The 17688-nt window shown below is 67.3% G+C and carries 16 protein-coding genes and 1 tRNA gene; 11 read left to right on the top strand and 6 right to left on the bottom strand.

What is annotated here, in order from left to right:
- Nucleotides 1-46 precede the first annotated feature (46 nt).
- A tRNA-Ala gene (locus FSW06_RS06125) sits at nucleotides 47-122 on the bottom strand.
- 212 nt (nucleotides 123-334) lie between these two features.
- Here FSW06_RS06125 and FSW06_RS06120 point away from each other — a divergent pair.
- Nucleotides 335-766 carry a hypothetical protein gene (locus FSW06_RS06120; RefSeq protein WP_010121937.1) on the top strand — a complete coding sequence of 144 codons (432 nt, stop codon included), beginning with the start codon at nucleotides 335-337 and terminating at the stop codon, nucleotides 764-766.
- Nucleotides 767-775: 9 nt separating this feature from the next.
- On the opposite strand, the gene FSW06_RS06115 is transcribed toward FSW06_RS06120, so the two are convergent.
- The 3 genes from FSW06_RS06115 to FSW06_RS06105 form a co-directional block, all read right to left on the bottom strand.
- Nucleotides 776-1861 (bottom strand): FUSC family protein, encoded by a 1086-nt coding sequence (locus FSW06_RS06115; protein ID WP_010121936.1) that lies wholly within the window; start codon nucleotides 1859-1861, stop codon nucleotides 776-778.
- A gap of 315 nt (nucleotides 1862-2176) precedes the next feature.
- Nucleotides 2177-3037: a hypothetical protein gene (locus tag FSW06_RS06110; RefSeq protein ID WP_139024572.1), complete on the bottom strand. Its 861-nt coding sequence runs from the start codon at nucleotides 3035-3037 to the stop codon at nucleotides 2177-2179.
- A gap of 71 nt (nucleotides 3038-3108) precedes the next feature.
- Nucleotides 3109-3585, bottom strand: coding sequence for a MarR family winged helix-turn-helix transcriptional regulator (locus tag FSW06_RS06105; RefSeq protein ID WP_010121931.1), 477 nt, complete (start codon nucleotides 3583-3585; stop codon nucleotides 3109-3111).
- Between the two features lie 163 nt (nucleotides 3586-3748).
- On the opposite strand from FSW06_RS06105, the gene FSW06_RS06100 reads away from it, so the two are divergent.
- From FSW06_RS06100 to nrdE, 6 genes are all read left to right on the top strand, one after another.
- Nucleotides 3749-4408: a vitamin K epoxide reductase family protein gene (locus tag FSW06_RS06100; RefSeq protein ID WP_238526006.1), complete on the top strand. Its 660-nt coding sequence runs from the start codon at nucleotides 3749-3751 to the stop codon at nucleotides 4406-4408.
- Nucleotides 4409-4588: 180 nt separating this feature from the next.
- Nucleotides 4589-4711 carry a type B 50S ribosomal protein L36 gene (gene ykgO / locus FSW06_RS06095; protein ID WP_006839679.1) on the top strand — a complete coding sequence of 41 codons (123 nt, stop codon included), beginning with the start codon at nucleotides 4589-4591 and terminating at the stop codon, nucleotides 4709-4711.
- 492 nt (nucleotides 4712-5203) lie between these two features.
- Nucleotides 5204-5434 (top strand): glutaredoxin-like protein NrdH, encoded by a 231-nt coding sequence (gene nrdH / locus FSW06_RS06090; protein ID WP_010121926.1) that lies wholly within the window; start codon nucleotides 5204-5206, stop codon nucleotides 5432-5434.
- Between the two features lie 132 nt (nucleotides 5435-5566).
- Nucleotides 5567-6916, top strand: a complete 1350-nt coding sequence (locus tag FSW06_RS06085) for an MFS transporter (RefSeq protein ID WP_010121924.1) — start codon at nucleotides 5567-5569, stop codon at nucleotides 6914-6916.
- A gap of 3 nt (nucleotides 6917-6919) precedes the next feature.
- On the top strand, nucleotides 6920-7366 hold the full coding sequence (gene nrdI / locus FSW06_RS06080) for a class Ib ribonucleoside-diphosphate reductase assembly flavoprotein NrdI (RefSeq protein ID WP_010121922.1): 447 nt from the start codon (nucleotides 6920-6922) through the stop codon (nucleotides 7364-7366).
- 108 nt (nucleotides 7367-7474) lie between these two features.
- Entirely contained in the window at nucleotides 7475-9634 is a 2160-nt protein-coding gene (gene nrdE / locus FSW06_RS06075) for a class 1b ribonucleoside-diphosphate reductase subunit alpha (protein ID WP_146881312.1), read from the top strand.
- Nucleotides 9635-9835: 201 nt separating this feature from the next.
- Here the strand turns inward: nrdE and FSW06_RS06070 are convergent, their stop codons facing one another.
- Nucleotides 9836-10330: a ferritin gene (locus FSW06_RS06070; RefSeq protein ID WP_010121918.1), complete on the bottom strand. Its 495-nt coding sequence runs from the start codon at nucleotides 10328-10330 to the stop codon at nucleotides 9836-9838.
- Nucleotides 10331-10761: 431 nt separating this feature from the next.
- Between FSW06_RS06070 and nrdF the strand changes: the two genes are divergently transcribed.
- From nrdF to FSW06_RS06050, 4 genes are all read left to right on the top strand, one after another.
- Nucleotides 10762-11760 (top strand): class 1b ribonucleoside-diphosphate reductase subunit beta, encoded by a 999-nt coding sequence (gene nrdF / locus FSW06_RS06065; protein ID WP_010121916.1) that lies wholly within the window; start codon nucleotides 10762-10764, stop codon nucleotides 11758-11760.
- 352 nt (nucleotides 11761-12112) lie between these two features.
- A complete protein-coding gene (ctaD, locus tag FSW06_RS06060; RefSeq protein WP_029450047.1) occupies nucleotides 12113-13813 on the top strand; it encodes an aa3-type cytochrome oxidase subunit I in 1701 nt (566 codons plus the stop codon).
- Between the two features lie 95 nt (nucleotides 13814-13908).
- Nucleotides 13909-15177: a phosphoserine phosphatase SerB gene (gene serB, locus FSW06_RS06055; RefSeq protein WP_010121912.1), complete on the top strand. Its 1269-nt coding sequence runs from the start codon at nucleotides 13909-13911 to the stop codon at nucleotides 15175-15177.
- A gap of 3 nt (nucleotides 15178-15180) precedes the next feature.
- Nucleotides 15181-16023, top strand: coding sequence for an aminoacyl-tRNA hydrolase (locus FSW06_RS06050; RefSeq protein ID WP_010121910.1), 843 nt, complete (start codon nucleotides 15181-15183; stop codon nucleotides 16021-16023).
- A gap of 48 nt (nucleotides 16024-16071) precedes the next feature.
- Here the strand turns inward: FSW06_RS06050 and FSW06_RS06045 are convergent, their stop codons facing one another.
- Nucleotides 16072-17646, bottom strand: a complete 1575-nt coding sequence (locus FSW06_RS06045) for an AMP-binding protein (RefSeq protein ID WP_010121909.1) — start codon at nucleotides 17644-17646, stop codon at nucleotides 16072-16074.
- Nucleotides 17647-17688 lie beyond the last annotated feature (42 nt).

Below are 17688 nucleotides of genomic sequence, written 5' to 3'. Positions count from 1 at the left end.
CAGCAGGAAACCCCGGCCAGACGTCCGTCTGACCGGGGTTTCCGGGTGGTGGAGCTAAGGGGATTCGAACCCCTGACCCCCACACTGCCAGTGTGGTGCGCTACCAGCTGCGCCATAGCCCCGTACGCCGTCCGACCGCATCACGCGGACATCGTTGCGAACGGATCGAAAATCTACCCGTTCCGGATGTTTTCCACAAACCTGCAGGTGGGCGTCGTGTCCGGCCGCTATGAGTTGCACCACAAAAAGTAGTTGACGTGTCGACTATCTGCCCGGCCGGTGGTACACCGGAGACCGACAGACAGTAACGGACCGTAAAGGAATGACAGGACCCATGAGCACCAACCGCACCCGTAACCTCCGCACCACCCGCCGCGCCGGACGCGCCGTCTCCGCACTCGGAGCCGGCTTCCTCACCGCCGCCGCCGGCAGCTGGGTGCTGATCCGCAAGGAGCTTCTCGCCGAGAACATCACCGTCCACGACGACGTGAAGAAGCTCGCCGGGAAGAAGGTCGCGGATCCGTTCACCGCCTACGCCCAGGCGGACATCGTCAACAAGCACGCCCTGGCCATGACCGGCGGCAAGCCCTTCGCAGAGCTTCCGATGGACGCCCCGGAGCGGCAGACCGCCCTGATGGCGGCGAACGTGCGCTCCTCGCTGCTGACCTCCGTGCTGTCCTTCGGACTGTCCGGACTCACCGCCGGCGTGGGTGTCACCGCGCTGCTCGCGGGCCGCGGCCTGAAGTCTGCCGCGAAGGGGGAGTAGCAGCGCCGGTCAGGCGGCCCGGGTCGGGGTGAGGTGGGGGCGCCCGAGATCGTCGACGGCGGTGCGCAGGATCCCGAGGTGGGAGAACGTCGCGAGGGTCCGGCCGTCGGCGGGTGCTTCGGGGGCGGAGCCGTCCACCGTCGGCGACGCCTGCCCGACTGTGCTGCCCGGGCCGGCAGCGTCGTCGTCGCGGGGGCCGGAGAAGTACCCTTCCAGCCGGTGACGGCTCTCCCGGAGCTCACCGAGCACCTCCTCCCGGTAGTCCTGCTGCACGCCGGGGCCGAGGATGTCGACGACGACGAGCCGCGTCACCTGCGAGGCGCGTTCATAGGTCGTCGCCGGGTACCGCAGGGACGCCGGGACCGGCATCCAGCCGGGGACCGCATTGGCGGCGGCGGTCACCTGGAACCGGGCGTTCTCCATGTTCCGGATCTCCTGCGGGATCCCGCCCCGGGCAGCCTTCTGCTCCTCCGGGGTGCCGGCCAGGGCACGTTCCGTGGCGTCCAGCAGGTTGTCCATGGATTCGAGGAAGGCGTCCCACCCGACCGTCACCGCCCGGCCGGTGCGGACCGGGAAGATCAGCAGGGACGCCGCGGTCGCGCACAGGACGCCGACCAACGTCTCGACGAGCCGGGTGACCAGCAGCATGTCCGTGAAGGTGCCGAGCTGCTCGTACATCAGTGACACGGAGATCGTGATGCCCAGGGCACAGAAGAAGTAGTCGACCTTCGCCAGACTGATGCCGACGGCCATCACCAGGCAGATGACGGGCACCGCCCACACGCTCATGCCGATGGCGTGGGCGAGACCGGCGCCGATGATGATGCCGACGAAGGTCCCGACCACACGGGTCACCGACTTCACGATCTGTTCCCGGGTGGTGTTCGTCGAGTTGAAGACGGTGAAGGCGCCGATGAGCGCCCAGTAGAACCGTGATTCGTTGATGAATGAGCCGACGACGGCGGCGACGACCGCGGCCGCCGCCAGCCGGGTGGCGACCTGGTTCTCCGGGTGGAGGCGGAGCCGGGCGGTGGCGGAGTGCCGGTGGCCGCCGAACCGTGGGGTGTTCTCCGCGACGGCCGCGGACCCCTTCACCTTCCCGGCGACGAGGGTGATCTGCGAGGTGAAGGCGTCGTCCCCGTTACCGCTGTCGTCCCCGTCGTCCCTGTCGTCTCTGCCGCCGGGGGAGGAGAGGGCGGTGAGTGAGGAGGCGGCGTCCGCGAAGAGGTGGGCCTCGACGGCGATGTTGTCGACCAGCCGGCGCCGGTAGTCGCCCAGGCCGTGACGCGGGGATGGTCGCGCAGATCGTCGAGCAGTGCGGTGCCCTCGGCGTCCCGGCCGGTGGCGAGCAGGCGCAGCCCCTGTTCGATGAGGACCCGGACGGGGCCCGGGAGGGTCTCCGGGGTCATGTCATGTGCAGGCCGGTGCGGGCCAGGTGCTGTGCCGGGATCTCCAGGGCGAGCAGGCCCCGGTGGATGCGGTGGGCGTCGAGCCCGGCGGGGCGTCGTCGGTGGCGGTCATGCCGTCGACGGTGAGGGCCGCGTCATTGAGGGCGGAGACGAGCGCGCGGCCCCGGTCGGCGTCGTCGTGGTGGTCGGACGCCCCGGTGACCGCGTCGGCGGCGAAGGCGAGGACGTCCTGTCCCCGGGCGACGGCCGTCCGGACGGTGCGGCGGAAGGTCCCGCGGCCGAGCCACGGGTACAGGGTCACCTTGAGAACCAGGCCGGCGGCCGCGACAATCCAGAGGGCGAGGGCGATCCCCGGCAGGCTGTCCTCGGCGATGGCACCCCGACCCAGGAAGCCGGTGAACCAGCCGGCGAAGAACAGGGTGCCGTACATGTTCGCCCGCGGCCCGATGACCGGCACGAGGCGGCGGGCGTAGACGCCCAGGACGACCGCGAAGACCATGCCGAACACGCCGAGCCAGTGGTAGGGGACGGTGAGGACGGACAGGGCCACGCCGACGAGCAGCGGGGCGGGCTGGAAGAGCATCGTGATGCAGCTGGAGCGTCGCTTCTCCCCGGCGTTCTGGACGGCGCACATGAGACCGGATACCCCGGCCAGGGCCATGACCATGGCGTTGTGACCGTAGCGGGCCTGGGAGGTGCCGGCGGTCCCCGGCCAGATGCGGTAGGAGATCTCCAGCCAGACATAGGCGACGAGGACGGCTGTCCCCATGCCGACGAAGGTGCGGACGGCGGTGAGGGCGCCGCTCATTCCGGGGTCGAAGGCGATGAGCCGGTGCCTGATGCGCACTGTCCTGGTCCCCACGTGCGTTCCTGTCCTCCGTCCGGTCCGGTGTGTCTGCCGCGGAGAAGAATACGCATCTTATATAGAACTGTCTATGTTGATGGGGAGTCCGCGGTTCTGAGCCGGCCGTGGTTGAGCTCCGCCAGCCGCTGCAGGGCCGGCAGGGCACGCTGCAGGACGCCCAGATCGGTGTCCGGCAGTTCGGCGACCAGCTCCGCGAGGGCGGCGGTGCGTCCGGCGACGTGCGCCTCGGAGCGGGCGGCACCCTCGTCGGTGACGGAGACGAGCACCGCCCGGCGGTCGGAGGGGTCGTGGTCGCGGCGGACCAGGCCGGATTTTTCGAGGGTGGTGACCAGACTCGTCATCGAGGGCTGGGTGACGCCCGCGATCTCCGCGAGATCCGTGATTCGGCGGGGTCCGGTGAGCTGGAGAGTGGAGACCACCGTCGCCGCGGTCGGGCTGAGCAGGCGCGGCGCCGGGTAGGTGCGTCCGCGGGAGATGTCGGTGAGGGCCCGGGCGACCGCCGTGACGGGGTCGGTCGGGGGTGCGGACGGTGTCGTCGGGGTCATGGTCCGCATTCTAGGAGGGGGTGCCAGGGGGAGCGGGTTCTCGCGCGGACGCCGCGGTTCTGCGACGATCGGAGCTACCGGACGCACGGGACCTGTGCGGGATCCACGCGGGATCCACGCAGGATCGACGACAGTGACCGGACCCAGCGAGGCAGGAGAGATCGTGGAGACAGTACAGGAATCAGCGCACGGCACCGGGCGTGCGGGACGACGTGTGCCGGGACAGTGGGGAGGTTCCCGGGTCCTGGCCGGCTGGTTCGTGGTGGCCGGTGTCATCGGGCTGTTCATGTCGGGCCTCATCATGTACGACAAGATCCAGCTCATGCAGGACTCGGGTTTCGTCCCCTCCTGCACCATCAATGACGTCGTCTCATGCACCGATGTCATGAACTCCGACCAGGCGTCCGTCTTCGGGTTCCCCAACCCGTTCATCGGACTGGTCGGCTTCGGCATCGTGCTGTGCATCGGCGCCGCATTGTTCGCCGGCGCGACCTTCCGGAACTGGTTCTGGTACGGCTTCCTCGCCGGACTGGTGCTGGCCGTGGTGTTCGTCCACTGGCTCGCCTACGAGGCGGTCTACTCGATCCAGGCGCTGTGCCCGTACTGCATGGTGGTCTGGGCGATCACGCTCCCGCTGTTCCTCACGGTGCTGCTGCACATCACCGGCGAACGCCGGCGGGACGCCCTGGCCGCCGCCGGGGTGGATGACGGGGCCCCGGAGGCTCAGGTCGCGGCGTCCGCCCGCCTCATGCCCGTCCTCGTGCTGGTCGTCTGGTATCTCGCCTTCGTGGTCCTGATCTTCGAGCAGTTCGTCTGGAGCTGACCGTGCCGGTGGTGTCGCCGGCGCTGTCGCCGGCACCGGTTTTGTTCCGGCTGCGGCGGACCGCTACACTGTCTCGATGTGCCACGACCCTCCCGATTGTGACAGCGACGTCCTGCGTCGCCGCCAGGGGTCGTGTCGATGAAAATCATCACACACTCTGACGAGGAAAGGAGCGCCCGAATGAAGGTCCGCAAGTCCCTTCGGTCGCTGAAGAACAAGCCGGGCGCCCAGGTCGTTCGTCGCCACGGTAAGGTCTACGTGATCAACAAGCGGGATCCCCGGTTCAAGGCCCGCCAGGGCTAGTCGCCGCGAGGCCCCGGTCGCCGTACCGCGACCAGTGCGCCCCGTCCCACTGCTGCTGCAGTGGGGCGGGGTGCTTTTCTGTGTCCGGGTGCCCTCCTGCCGCCCTCCTGCCGCCCCGGGAGCATCCTCCTCCCCGTCACCCCCGTCGGCGACCTGCGGACGGCCGCGGTCCGGTTCGACATGACTGGAATTACAACCGTGTGGTGATGCCCCTAGATGTAGTGCCGAGGGTGATCGGCCACCTGCGGTTATACTTTCATGAACCCCCAGATATGGTGTTTAACCTTTGTCATTACCCCAATATCTCGTAGTTTTCCTGCTTGCTGTCCCCTGCCGGCGTGTGTAGAGTCGACGCCATCGCACGGCGACGTCAGCCAGTGTCCGCCCCGTGTCCGCCCCGGCGTCCGGGGGGCCACGGAACAGGCTGACGGCCGTCGGAAAACACCCCCGCACTGTCCACTTCAGACGAACGACCCTCAAGGAGTCCTCACGATGATCACCGTCTACACCAAGCCCGCCTGCGTCCAGTGCACCGCGACGAAGAAGGCCCTCGACAAGGCCGGCGTGAGCTACGAGACCGTGGACATCAGCATGGACGACGAGGCCCGTGACTACGTCATGGCGCTCGGTCACCTCCAGGCGCCCGTCGTCATCGCCGGTGACTCCCACTGGTCCGGCTTCCGGCCCGACCGGATCAAGGCGCTCGCCGTCGCCGCTGCCTGATCCCGCGACAGAAGGGGGAGGACGCAGACAACTGCGTCCTCTCCCTTTTCTGTTGCCCGCGTGACCTTCCCTGACGCCGTCCGGACCGCCGGACCCCGACATCCAGACCACAGGTGGTGACCTCCCCGGACCATGAGCGTTCCCCCGGCCCTGAAGGCCGTTCTCGCGGACACGGCGCCGCTGCAGTCCCCGGACTTCCGGCGACTGTGGACGGCCAACATCGTCACCGTCATCGGGGCGCAACTCAACGTCATCGTCGTCCCGCTGCAGATCTACTCGATCACCGGGAGCTCCGCCTATGTCGGGCTCACCGGCGCGTTCGGCCTCGTCCCGCTCGTCATCTTCGGGCTCTACGGCGGTGCCCTGTCCGACCGGATGGACCGGCGGAAACTCCTGCTGATCACCACGATCGGCATGATCGCCAGCGCCCTGGCCTTCTGGGCCCAGGCGGCGTCCGGTCTGGACAACGTCTGGCTGCTGCTCAGCGTCTTCGCCGTCCAACAGGCCTTCTTCGCCGTCAACCAGCCGACCCGCACCGCAGTGACCGCCCGCATCGTCCCGGAGGGCACGATCGCGGCCGCCACCTCGCTGAACATGACCGTCAGCCAGGCCGGCGCGATCGTCGGCCCGATGCTCGGCGGGCTGCTCGTCCCGGTCACCGGCTACGCCTGGCTGTACCTCATCGACGCGCTCTGCCTGCTCACCACCCTGTGGGCGGTGGTCCGCCTGCCGGCGCTGCCGCCGCTCGAACCGGCGCCCGGGGCCGGTGCGGCGGTGGCGGAGAAACCGCAGGGCGGGTTCCGGAGCGTCATCGACGGCTTCGTCTACCTGTGGGCGATGCCGCTGCTGCTCATGAGCTTCCTCTTCGACATCATCGCCATGGCCTTCGGCATGCCCCGCGTGCTGATCCCGGAGATCTCGACCGTCGACCTCGGCGAGCCTGGCGACGGCGGCCTGTTCTACGGACTGCTCATGGCGGCCGTCCCCGCCGGTGCCGTGCTCGGCGGCATCTTCTCCGGTGCGGTGACCCGCGCCCGATGGCAGGGACTGGGCATCGTCGTCAGCGTGCTCTGCTGGGGCCTGGCGATCGTCGTCATGGGTCTGGCGGTGACCCTCGCCGACGGGAAGGCGGGCCTGTGGGCCTGGATCGCGGTCATCAGCTTCGTCATCGGCGGCACCGCCGACATGTTCTCCTCGGTGCAGCGCGGTGCGATGCTCCAGGAGGCGGCCGACGACCGGATGCGCGGTCGGCTGCAGGGCGTGTTCACCATCGTCGTGGCCGGCGGTCCGCGGCTCGCGGACATGCTGCACGGATGGGTGGGGTCCTGGCTCGGAGCGGGCCCGGCCACCCTCCTGGGTGGCATCCTGGTGATCGTGGGGACACTGGTCGCGGTGGCGGTCGTACCGGCATTCCTGAAGTACCAGCCGCCGCGGTTCGCCACCGTCTCCGCTGCCACCGATATTCCTGCGAAGGAGGAATGATCCGTGTTTGTCGTCTATTTCTCGTCGGCAACGCAGAACACCCGTCGTTTCGTCGACAAGCTGGGACTGCGGTCAGCCCGCATCCCGCTGCACCGGCGCGACGAGCCGCTCGTCGTCGACGAACCCTACGTCCTGATCTGCCCGACCTACGGCGGCGGTGCCTCGATCTCCGGGGACCTGTCGCGGCCGGTGCCGAAACAGGTGATCCGGTTCCTCAACAACGGGCACAACCGGTCGCTCATCCGGGGCGTCATCGCCTCCGGGAACCTCAACTTCGGCGCGGACTTCGGGAAGGCCGGCGACGTCATCTCCGCGAAGTGCGGTGTGCCGTACCTCTACCGGTTCGAGCTGATGGGAACCCCCGGTGATGTCGCCCGGGTGCAGGAGGGCCTCGCCGAGTTCGAGGACGCCCTGCGCGCCGATGCCGCATGGGAGGAACCTGTGACGTGAACGGTGACGGCGTGACCTGCGCACTGTGCAGCGGGCACGGAATGACGGTAGACATGAAGATTCACGCGGCCCCACGGTTGTGGGACCAGGAAGGTACAAGGGGAGACAATGACCACGGATCTCGGTAAGTCGGTTGCGGAGCCGGTCCAGCAGGCCGACCAGCTGGACTACCATGCGCTCAATGCGATGCTGAACCTGTACGACGCCGACGGCAACATCCAGTTCGACAAGGACCGTGAAGCGGCCAACCAGTACTTCCTGCAGCACGTCAACCAGAACACGGTCTACTTCCACGACCTCGAAGAGAAGATCGGCTACCTCGTCGACAACGAGTACTACGACAAAGCCGTGCTCGACAAGTACGACTTCGAGTTCATCAAGGCCCTGTTCAAGCAGGCCTACGCCCACAAGTTCCGGTTCAAGACGTTCCTCGGCGCGTTCAAGTACTACACCTCCTACACGCTGAAGACCTTCGACGGACGCCGCTACCTCGAGCGCTACGAGGACCGGGTGTGCATGGTCGCCCTCGGTCTGGCCGACGGCGACGAGAAGATCGCGTCGCGGCTGGTCGACGAGATCATCGGCGGCCGGTTCCAGCCGGCCACCCCGACGTTTTTGAACATCGGCAAGGCGCAGCGCGGTGAGCCCGTGTCGTGTTTCCTGCTGCGCATCGAGGACAACATGGAATCCATCGGCCGGTCGATCAACTCCGCCCTGCAGCTGAGTAAGCGCGGCGGCGGTGTCGCCCTGCTGCTGTCGAATATCCGTGAGGTCGGTGCGCCGATCAAGCACATCGAGAACCAGTCGTCGGGGGTGATCCCGGTGATGAAGCTGCTGGAGGACTCGTTCTCGTACGCCAACCAGCTCGGTGCCCGGCAGGGTGCGGGTGCGGTGTACCTGCACGCCCACCACCCGGACATCCTGCGGTTCCTGGACACCAAGCGGGAGAACGCCGACGAGAAGATCCGCATCAAGACCCTGTCGCTGGGTGTGGTGATCCCGGACATCACCTTCGAGCTGGCCAAGCGCAACGACGACATGTACCTGTTCAGCCCCTACGATGTGGAGCGGATCTACGGCAGGCCGTTCGCCGACGTGAGCGTGACCGAGCACTATGACGAGATGGTCGAGGACCCGCGGATCCGCAAGTCGAAGATCAATGCCCGCCAGTTCTTCCAGACGCTCGCGGAGATCCAGTTCGAGTCCGGGTACCCGTACATCATGTACGAGGACACGGTGAACCGTGCCAACCCGATCGAGGGACGGATCACCCACTCGAACCTGTGCAGTGAGATCCTGCAGGTCTCCACGCCGAGCACGTTCAACGATGATCTGTCGTACCGGGAGGTCGGCCACGACATCTCCTGCAACCTGGGCTCGTTGAACATTGCGGCGGCGGTGGATTCCCCGGACTTCCCGACGACCATCGAGACCGCGATCCGCGGGTTGACCGCCGTGTCGGATCAGACGGAGATCGATTCGGTCCCGTCGATCCGGGAGGGCAACGACGCCTCCCACGCGATCGGGCTGGGCCAGATGAACCTGCACGGTTTCCTCGGCCGGGAGCACATCTACTACGGCAGCCAGGAGGCCCTGGATTTCACGAACGTGTACTTCGCCGCGGTGCTGTATGAGGCGTTGAAGGCGTCGAATGCGATCGCGCGGGAGCGGGGCACCCGGTTCGGCGGGTTCGAGTCCTCGGACTACGCGTCGGGGGAGTTCTTCGACCGGTACGATCCGGCGGATTTCGCGCCGACGACGCCGCGGGTGCGGCAGATCATCGACAACTCGACGATCCACGTGCCGACCGCCGCGGACTGGGCGGGGTTGCGCGCTGATGTGATGGAGTTCGGGTTGTACAACCGGAATCTGCAGGCGGTGCCGCCGACGGGGTCGATTTCGTACATCAACAATTCGACGTCGTCGATCCACCCGATCGCGTCGAAGATCGAGATCCGTAAGGAAGGCAAGATCGGCCGGGTGTACTACCCGGCGCCGCACATGGACAACGACAATCTGGAGTACTTCCAGGATGCCTATGAGATCGGGTACGAGAAGATCATCGACACGTATGCGGTGGCGACGAGGTATGTGGATCAGGGGTTGTCGTTGACGTTGTTCTTCCCCGGGGATGTGACGACGAGGGACATCAACAAGGCGCAGATCTATGCGTGGCGTAAGGGGATCAAGACGCTGTACTACATCCGCCTGCGGCAGACGGCGTTGGCCGGGACCGAGGTTGAGGGGTGCGTGTCCTGCATGCTGTAGCGCCCCGGCCGGAGTCGGTTGTGCGCTGCTGATCCGTGAACTCGAGCACGGCTGTCGCGGAGAGCACCGCCCGGCACCGTCGGTGCTCGAGTTCACGGGAAGGGCCCCGCGGGATCATGTGATCCCGCGGGGCCCTTCCTGTCATTCACTGTCGGTCCGGGTGGCCGGGAAGCCGTCGGCGACCCGGTCGTGGTGACCCTGCTACTCGGCGCGGCCACCCAGCTTGGCGTCGATGCGCAGCAGGCCGGAGCCGTCGTTGCCGACGGTCTTGATCCAGTCGATGATGTCGTTGACGGTGGATTCCTCCTCGATCTGCTCGGTGAGGAAGAAGTTGATCAGCTGGCGGGAGTCGAGATCACCGGTCTCGTCCGCGGTGCGGGCGAGGTTGCGGATCATCTCGGAGATCTTCTCCTCGTGGGCGAGGGCGGCCTCGAAGGCGTCCAGTGGGGTGGCGATCTTCAGGGACGGCATCTCGATGTCGGTGAGGTCCACGCGGGCCTCGCGGTCGAGGAGGTGGTCGGCGAACTTCTGGGCGTGGGTGCGCTCCTCGTCGGCCTGGGCGCGGAACCAGTCCCGCATGCCGAGGAAGGACAGGCGGTCCATCTCGTAGGACAGCTGGGAGTAGATGAGGGACGCCTGGTGCTCGGCGACGACCTGCTTGTTGACGGCTTCCTGGAACTTCTCGTTGATGCTCATGGCTGCAACCCTAATGATCGAGTTTTCCTTTCACCAGACCAGTTAGGCTTACCAAGCACCTATAATGGCAGGTCAATAGGCATGTCTCCCCTTACTGTAGATTGGCTGCGCTCAGTGTCCTTTCGGGGGTAATGCACAGGTCAGAGGGCCTTACGAGGGTAGACTCACGGTGCCACGGCCCGTGTTGGACGCCGACCGCTCTATAGCAGAGGGTGGGCGTCCCTTACTGCAGATACCCTATTACGGGGGTAATTTCCCGTCAGGACAACTGGCGGACGGCGTCCCGTCGGGGCCGGGGGAGAAGCGGCGCTGCACGGTTTCCGGGGATGGCGCCCGGCGTCCGCAGTCGGGCTAGACTGTCCGGTGTACGGCGTGCCGGCTCCGGGGAGGAGCAGGCACGCAGATCCTCATTTCACGCGCAGGAGCGGTCCATGACCACAGCCCGTCAGTTGCTCACCCCCGTCCACCACAGTTCCGGTGACCGGGTGTCCGCGATCAACTGGAACACCATCCCGGACGAGAAGGACCTGGAGGTCTGGGACCGGCTGACCGGAAACTTCTGGCTGCCCGAGAAGGTGCCGCTGTCCAACGACATCAAGAGCTGGGGCACTCTCACCGAGGCGGAGAAGACCACCACCATGCGGGTCTTCACCGGTCTGACGATGCTGGACACCATCCAGGGCACCGTCGGTGCGACCAGCCTCATCGAGGATTCGGTCACGCCTCACGAGGAGGCGGTGTTCACCAACATCGCCTTCATGGAGTCCGTGCACGCGAAGTCCTACTCGTCGATCTTCATGACGCTCGCCTCCACCCCGCAGATCAACGACGCCTTCCGCTGGTCGGAGGAGAACCAGAACCTGCAGAGCAAGGCCGACATCGTCCTCGACTTCTACCAGGGCGATGATCCGCTGAAGAAGAAGATCGCTTCGACGCTCCTCGAGTCCTTCCTCTTCTACTCCGGCTTCTACCTCCCCATGTACTGGTCCTCCCACGCCAAGCTGACCAACACCGCCGACGTCATCCGGCTGATCATCCGGGACGAGGCCGTGCACGGCTACTACATCGGCTACAAGTACCAGCGGGCCCTGGAGAACGAGTCCGCGGAGCGGCAGGAGGAGCTCAAGGCGCACACCTTCGACCTGCTCTTCGAGCTCTACGACAACGAGTGCCAGTACACCGAGGACCTCTACGACGAACTCGGCTGGACCGAGGACGTCAAGCGCTTCCTGCGGTACAACGCGAACAAGGCGCTCAACAACCTCGGCTACGAGGGGCTGTTCCCCGACGACGAGACGCGGGTCTCGCCCTCGATCATCTCCGCGTTGAACCCCGGTGGTGACGAGAATCACGACTTCTTCTCCGGGTCGGGTTCCAGCTACGTCATCGGCAAGGCGGAGAACACCACGGACGACGACTGGGACTTCTAGTCGCCGGCTGGGGGAGGGTCGGTGGTGCAGGCTGAGGCCGGCTGAGGCCGGCTGAGGCCGGCACAGCGGGGGAGCGGGGGACAGGTGGTCGCACCCGTGGGGCGGGTGTGACCCGAACGGACATCTGAGGTGCTAGCGGCGTCGCTGTCGGAGCACCACCCCCGTATTCGGCGGGGCGGGCCAGGGGAGGGGGTGCCAGCTATCAATCAACAACAACACCTATTACTATGGGTGACAGTCTGTGCTGGAAGTCCGGTGGTCAGTGACGATCAAGATCACCGGATTTCCCACTGTGCAGCTCATTCACTGGGTACCGCTCCGACGACCGGTACCGCGTAGTCAGGAGGATTGAATGACCGCAGTAGCGCCCAGGGAAGACCACACGGTCGTCCCGGAACGGCCTGCTCCCCACGGCGGCACGTCGAAGAAGGGTGGTCACGCATGGCAGATGCTGACGACCACCGACCACAAGAAGCTCGGCATCATGTACATCGTGATGGCCTTCTGCTTCTTCTTCATCGGCGGCCTCATGGCACTGCTCATCCGCGTGGAGCTGTTCCACCCGGGCCTGCAGTTCCTCTCCAACGAACAGTTCAATCAGCTGTTCACCATGCACGGCACCATCATGCTGCTGCTCTACGGAACCCCGGTCGTCTGGGGCTTCGCCAACTACGTCATGCCGCTGCAGATCGGCGCGCCTGACGTCGCCTTCCCCCGCCTCAACGCGCTCGGCTTCTGGCTGACCACCTGGGGCGGCATCATCATGCTCACCGGCTTCCTCACCCCGGGCGGTGCCGCCGACTTCGGCTGGACGATGTACATGCCGCTGGCGGACGCCATCCACTCGCCGGGCGTCGGCTCGAACCTCTGGATCGTCGGTGTCGGTATCGGTGGTGTCGGTACCATCGCCTCCGCCATCAACATGATGACCACCATCCTGTGCCTGCGTGCCCCGGGTATGACGATGTTCCGCATGCCGATCTTCACCTGGAACATCCTGGTGACCTCGCTGCTGGCCCTGCTGATCTTCCCGCTGCTGACCTCCGCCGCCCTCGGCGTCCTCTACGACCGCCTGCTCGGCGGCCACATCTACGACCCGGCCAACGGTGGCGCCATCCTCTGGCAGCACCTGTTCTGGTTCTTCGGCCACCCCGAGGTCTACGTCCTGGCGCTGCCGTTCTTCGGCATCGTCTCCGAGATCTTCCCGGTCTTCAGCCGGAAGCCGATGTTCGGTTACGTCGGCCTGGTCTTCGCGACCCTGTCGATCGCCGCCCTGTCGCTGGCCGTCTGGGCGCACCACATGTTCGTCACCGGTGCGGTCCTGCTGCCGTTCTTCTCCTTCATGACCTTCCTCATCGCCGTGCCGACCGGCATGAAGTTCTTCAACTGGCTCGGCACCATGTGGAAGGGCCGCATCACCTTCGAGACCCCGATGGTCTTCGCCATCGGCTTCTTCGCGACCTTCCTGTTCGGCGGTCTGACCGGCGTCATGCTGGCCTCCCCGGCCCTGGACTTCCACCTGTCGGACACCTACTTCGTGGTCGCCCACTTCCACTACACGCTGTTCGGCACCATCGTGTTCGCCTCCTACGCCGGCGTGTACTTCTGGTTCCCGAAGATGACCGGCCGCATGCTCAACGAGAAGCTGGGCAAGATCCACTTCTGGCTGACCTTCATCGGCTTCCACACCACGTTCCTGGTGCAGCACTGGCTGGGCAACATGGGCATGCCGCGCCGCTACGCCGACTACCTCGACTCGGACGGCTTCACCACGCTGAACCAGGTCTCCACGATCGGTGCCCTGATCCTGGGCGTCTCGGTCCTGCCGTTCCTCTGGAACATCTTCAGCTCCTGGCGCTACGGCGAGGTCGTCACCGTCGACGATCCGTGGGGTTACGGAAACTCCCTGGAGTGGGCCACCAGCTGCCCGCCGCCGGCGCACAACTTCACCACGATGCCGAAGATCCGCTCCGAGCGTCCGGCCTTCGAGCTGCACTACCCGCACATGGTCAAGACCATGCGCGAGGAAGCTCACGTGGGACGCCACTTCTAGACCCGGCACCACGATCACGGCCTGACAGACAGCCGCACCCCGGCTACGCGGGGTGCGGCTGTCGCCGTATCCGGGCGACGTGCGAGAATGGGCGTGTGGATGCACAGAACACCAGCCATCTCACCGTCAGCCTGACCCCGGGTCTCAGCCCGGCGGTCGTCACCGTCACCGGGACCGACCATCCCGGCGTCTCCGCGGAGGTCTTCCGGATCCTCGCCGACCACGGCGTCCAGTTGCTCGACGTGGAGCAGTCCAACTTCCGCGGGAACCTCAACCTCGCCGCCTACATCGGCTACCGGCCGGAGACCGCAGCCGCGCTCCGCAAGGAGATGACCGGGGTCCTCGCCGACCTGGGGATGTCGGTGACCATGGACCTGTCGGAGGAGGTCCAGTCCAGCCGCGAACGGTCGACCCACACCGTGGTCGTCCTCGGCGACCCGGTCACGGCCGCCGACATCTCCGCGATCGGTCAGGCACTCGCCGAGCACGGGGCGAACATCGACCGGATCCGCGGAATCGCCGACTACCCGGTCACCGGCCTGGAGATCAAGGTCACGGTGGAGAACCCCGCCCCGGGCGGGAGCGCGGCCCTGCGCGAGGCACTCGCTGCCGTCGCGCACTCGTCCGGCGTGGACATCGCGATCCAACGTGCCGGGCTGCTCAACAAGACCAAGCGGCTCATCTGTTTCGACGTCGACTCGACCCTGATCCAGCAGGAGGTCATCGAGCTGCTCGCCGCCCACGCCGGCCGCGAGGCGGAGGTCGCCGCCGTCACCGCCCGTGCGATGCGCGGCGAACTGGACTTCTCCGAGTCCCTCCACGAGCGGGTCAAGGCACTCGCCGGACTGGATGCCTCCGTCATCGACGAGGTCGTCGCCGCCATCGAACTCACCCCCGGTGCCCGGACCACGATCCGCACGCTGAAGCGTCTCGGCTACCGTACCGGTGCGGTCTCCGGCGGTTTCATCCAGGTCCTCGAACCGCTCGCACGCGAACTCGGGCTCGACTTCTACCGGGCGAACACCCTGGAGATCGTCGACGGTGTGCTCACCGGCCGGGTCACCGGGCAGGTCGTCGACCGTGAGGTCAAGGCGGAGAGCCTGAAGGAGTTCGCCTGGTCCAACGGTATCGCCCTGAACCAGACGGTCGCCGTCGGCGACGGCGCCAACGACATCGCCATGCTCTCGGTCGCCGGCCTCGGTATCGCGTTCAACGCCAAGCCGGCACTGCGCGAGGTCGCCGATGCCACGGTGAACCACCCGTTCCTCGATGAGGTCCTCTTCATGCTCGGTATCTCCCGGGAGGAGATCGACCTCGCCGACCTCGAGGACGGCACCTACCGGCGCGTCCCGCTGGAGAACTGACCGGTGGACGAGCTGTTCGCGGCCGCGCACGCCCGGCTCGCGGTGCTCGACGGCCGGTCCGGCCGCGGCGGTGAGGACGCCGAGGACCCCGCCGACCCGGAGACCGTGCAGGCGATGCCGCTCGTGCTGGAGATCCGGCACGATCCGTTGCCGGACCGTCGTGCACTGCTCGAGGCCGCGGCCCGTGCGTGCGTCGCGGTCTGCCTGGACCCGCGGGCCGGCGAGGACACGGCCGTGTCCCCGTGGGCCGGGGCGCTGGTGCGCTGGTACGGGGCGAGGATCCGCAAGGTGGCCCGCCGGGCCCGCAACAAGAAGTGGCGGGATGTGCAGGAGGTGCCCGGCGTGACGGTGTCCGTGGGGACGGCCTCCGCCCGCGCGTTCCTGCCCTGCCCGGTGCACCGGACGCCGACCGCGGTGAACAAACTGCAGATCTCCGGCGTCGATCTGGCCCCGGACCCCTCGTATGCGGTGGAGACCGGGGACCCGGAGGCGGTACTCCTCGGCGTCGGCGTCGGCGCCGACCGTGACGGTGCCGCCGATCCGGTGATCTACGTCGACGGTTCACTGGGGATGAGTGTGGGCAAGGCCGCGGCGCAGGTCTGCCACGGCTCGATGCTGCTCGCCGCGGCGATGACCGTCGACGCGGCGGCCGCCTGGGCAGACGACGGTTTCCCGCTGCACGTCTGTGAGGTGGACGCCGCGCGCTTCGCCGCGGTGCATGCCGGGGCGCGGCAGTTGCGCGCCGGCTCCGGCCGGTCGTCCGGTCGGACGGCGGCGGTGGTGCAGGACGCCGGCTACACGGAGGTCGCCCCGGGGTCGGTGACGGTCGTCGCGGTCACCCGCTGACGCGACCTGGCAGACCCGACCCGGCCTGACCCGGTCTGACGCGGCCGGTCAGTCCTCGCGGAGCTCGTGGTGCAGAATCTTCCCGGTGGTGGACTTCGGGATCTGCGTGGTGAACCTGATGTCCCGGATCCGCTTGTAGGGCTCGACCCGCGCGGCGACATAGTCGGTGAGTTCGGTGGCCAGGGCATCGTCGGCGGTGACGTCGGGCTGGGTGACGATGAAGGCCCGGGGGATCTCGTCGGCGGTGCCGGTGCGTGCCCCGACGACGGCGACATCGGCGACCGCGGGGTGGGACAGGAGCACGGCCTCGAGTTCGGCCGGCGGTACCTGGTGACCCTTGTACTTGATGATGTCCTTGAGCCGGTCGACGATGAAGGCGTTACCGTCGGCGTCCTGCCGGGCGATGTCACCGGTGCGCAGCCACCCGTCCCCGGGCAGGGCGGCGGCCGTGGCCTCGTCGTCACCGAGGTAGCCGTCCATGACCTGCGGGCCGCGGACCCAGAGTTCACCGGCGTCGCTGAGACCGCCGTCGGTCGGCGGGAGGATCTCGGCCCGGGTGTCCGGGTCGATGATCTGGTGGGAGGTGCCCGCCACCGGGCGCCCGATGGACCCGCGGGAGAGGTCGTCGTCGAAGTTCATGTGGGTGACCGGGCTGGCCTCGGTGAGCCCGTACCCCTGGTACACGCGGATCCCCAGCCGGTCTTCGACGGCGCGGGCGAGCCGGTCGTCGAGCGGCGCCGCCCCGGAGACGACGGCGCGCAGGGCGGAGAGGTCGTAGTCGGCGACGGAGGCGTCCTTGGCGAGCGACACGGCGACCGGCGGTGCGATGAACGAGAAGGTGACCTTGTAGTCCTCGTGGCTGCGCAGGAACGTCCGCAGCTGGAACCGCGGTGCGGCGATGACGGTGGCGCGCAACCGGACCGACAGGTTGGCCAGCACGGTGAGACCGTAGATGTGGAAGAACGGCAGGACGCCGAAGATGACGTCGTCGCGGCCCACCAGGCCTGTCCCCTCGATCTGCGCCATGTTGGCGACGAGGTTCCGGTGGGTCAGACGGACGCCCTTCGGCAACCCGGTCGTCCCGGCGGAGTAGGGGAGGGCGGCGAGGTGGGTCGCCGGGTCGAAGTCGACGACGGGCGGGGTGTTGCGCTCGGCGTACATCTGATTGAGGCCACGGCCGGTGTCCAGGTGCACGACCTGGTCGGCGGAGAGACCGGCGAGCTCCGCGGCCTCCTCCCCGCCGTCACCGAGGCCCGCAAGGGTGAGCAGGAGCTTCGCCCCGGAATCGGTGATCTGGTGGGCGACGGTCCGGGGGGTGGCGAGCAGTTCGACGGGGGTGAGTACGGCCCCCAGCCGCCACACGGCGTGGGCGGCGACGATGAAGCTCTCCGAATTGGGGCACTGCAGGGCGATGACGTCACCCTTGCGGATGCCGCGGCGGGCCAGCCAGCCGGCGGCGGAATCGACGTGGGTCCGCAGTGTGCTGAACGAGGTCTCGGTCCCCTCCGCCAGGTCGATGACCGCGGTGCGGTCCTCGTCCGCCGGGGCGAGCGAGCCGTACAGGTACTCGTAGAGCCCCACCCCCGGAACCCGGACCTCGCTGTGCTCACTGGTGACGGGCATCTGTTCCTCCTGCTCGACGGTCGCTGGTTCCCTCACAGAACA

This window comes from Corynebacterium nuruki S6-4, assembly GCF_007970465.1.
Lineage (GTDB): Bacteria > Actinomycetota > Actinomycetes > Mycobacteriales > Mycobacteriaceae > Corynebacterium > Corynebacterium nuruki.
Note: the sequence above shows the minus strand (reverse complement) of the source record. Positions and strands in the feature narration are given on the sequence as shown.

What these genes read in the sequence shown, in the direction of transcription:
- FSW06_RS06120 (WP_010121937.1), top strand. Translation starts at nt 335, where the DNA reads ATGAGCACCAACCGCACCCGTAACCTCCGCACCACCCGCCGCGCCGGA.
- FSW06_RS06105 (WP_010121931.1), bottom strand. Translation starts at nt 3,585, where the DNA reads ATGACCCCGACGACACCGTCCGCACCCCCGACCGACCCCGTCACGGCG.
- ykgO (WP_006839679.1), top strand. Translation starts at nt 4,589, where the DNA reads ATGAAGGTCCGCAAGTCCCTTCGGTCGCTGAAGAACAAGCCGGGCGCC.
- nrdH (WP_010121926.1), top strand. Translation starts at nt 5,204, where the DNA reads ATGATCACCGTCTACACCAAGCCCGCCTGCGTCCAGTGCACCGCGACG.
- FSW06_RS06085 (WP_010121924.1), top strand. Translation starts at nt 5,567, where the DNA reads ATGAGCGTTCCCCCGGCCCTGAAGGCCGTTCTCGCGGACACGGCGCCG.
- nrdE (WP_146881312.1), top strand. Translation starts at nt 7,475, where the DNA reads ATGACCACGGATCTCGGTAAGTCGGTTGCGGAGCCGGTCCAGCAGGCC.
- FSW06_RS06070 (WP_010121918.1), bottom strand. Translation starts at nt 10,330, where the DNA reads ATGAGCATCAACGAGAAGTTCCAGGAAGCCGTCAACAAGCAGGTCGTC.
- nrdF (WP_010121916.1), top strand. Translation starts at nt 10,762, where the DNA reads ATGACCACAGCCCGTCAGTTGCTCACCCCCGTCCACCACAGTTCCGGT.
- ctaD (WP_029450047.1), top strand. Translation starts at nt 12,113, where the DNA reads ATGACCGCAGTAGCGCCCAGGGAAGACCACACGGTCGTCCCGGAACGG.
- FSW06_RS06045 (WP_010121909.1), bottom strand. Translation starts at nt 17,646, where the DNA reads ATGCCCGTCACCAGTGAGCACAGCGAGGTCCGGGTTCCGGGGGTGGGG.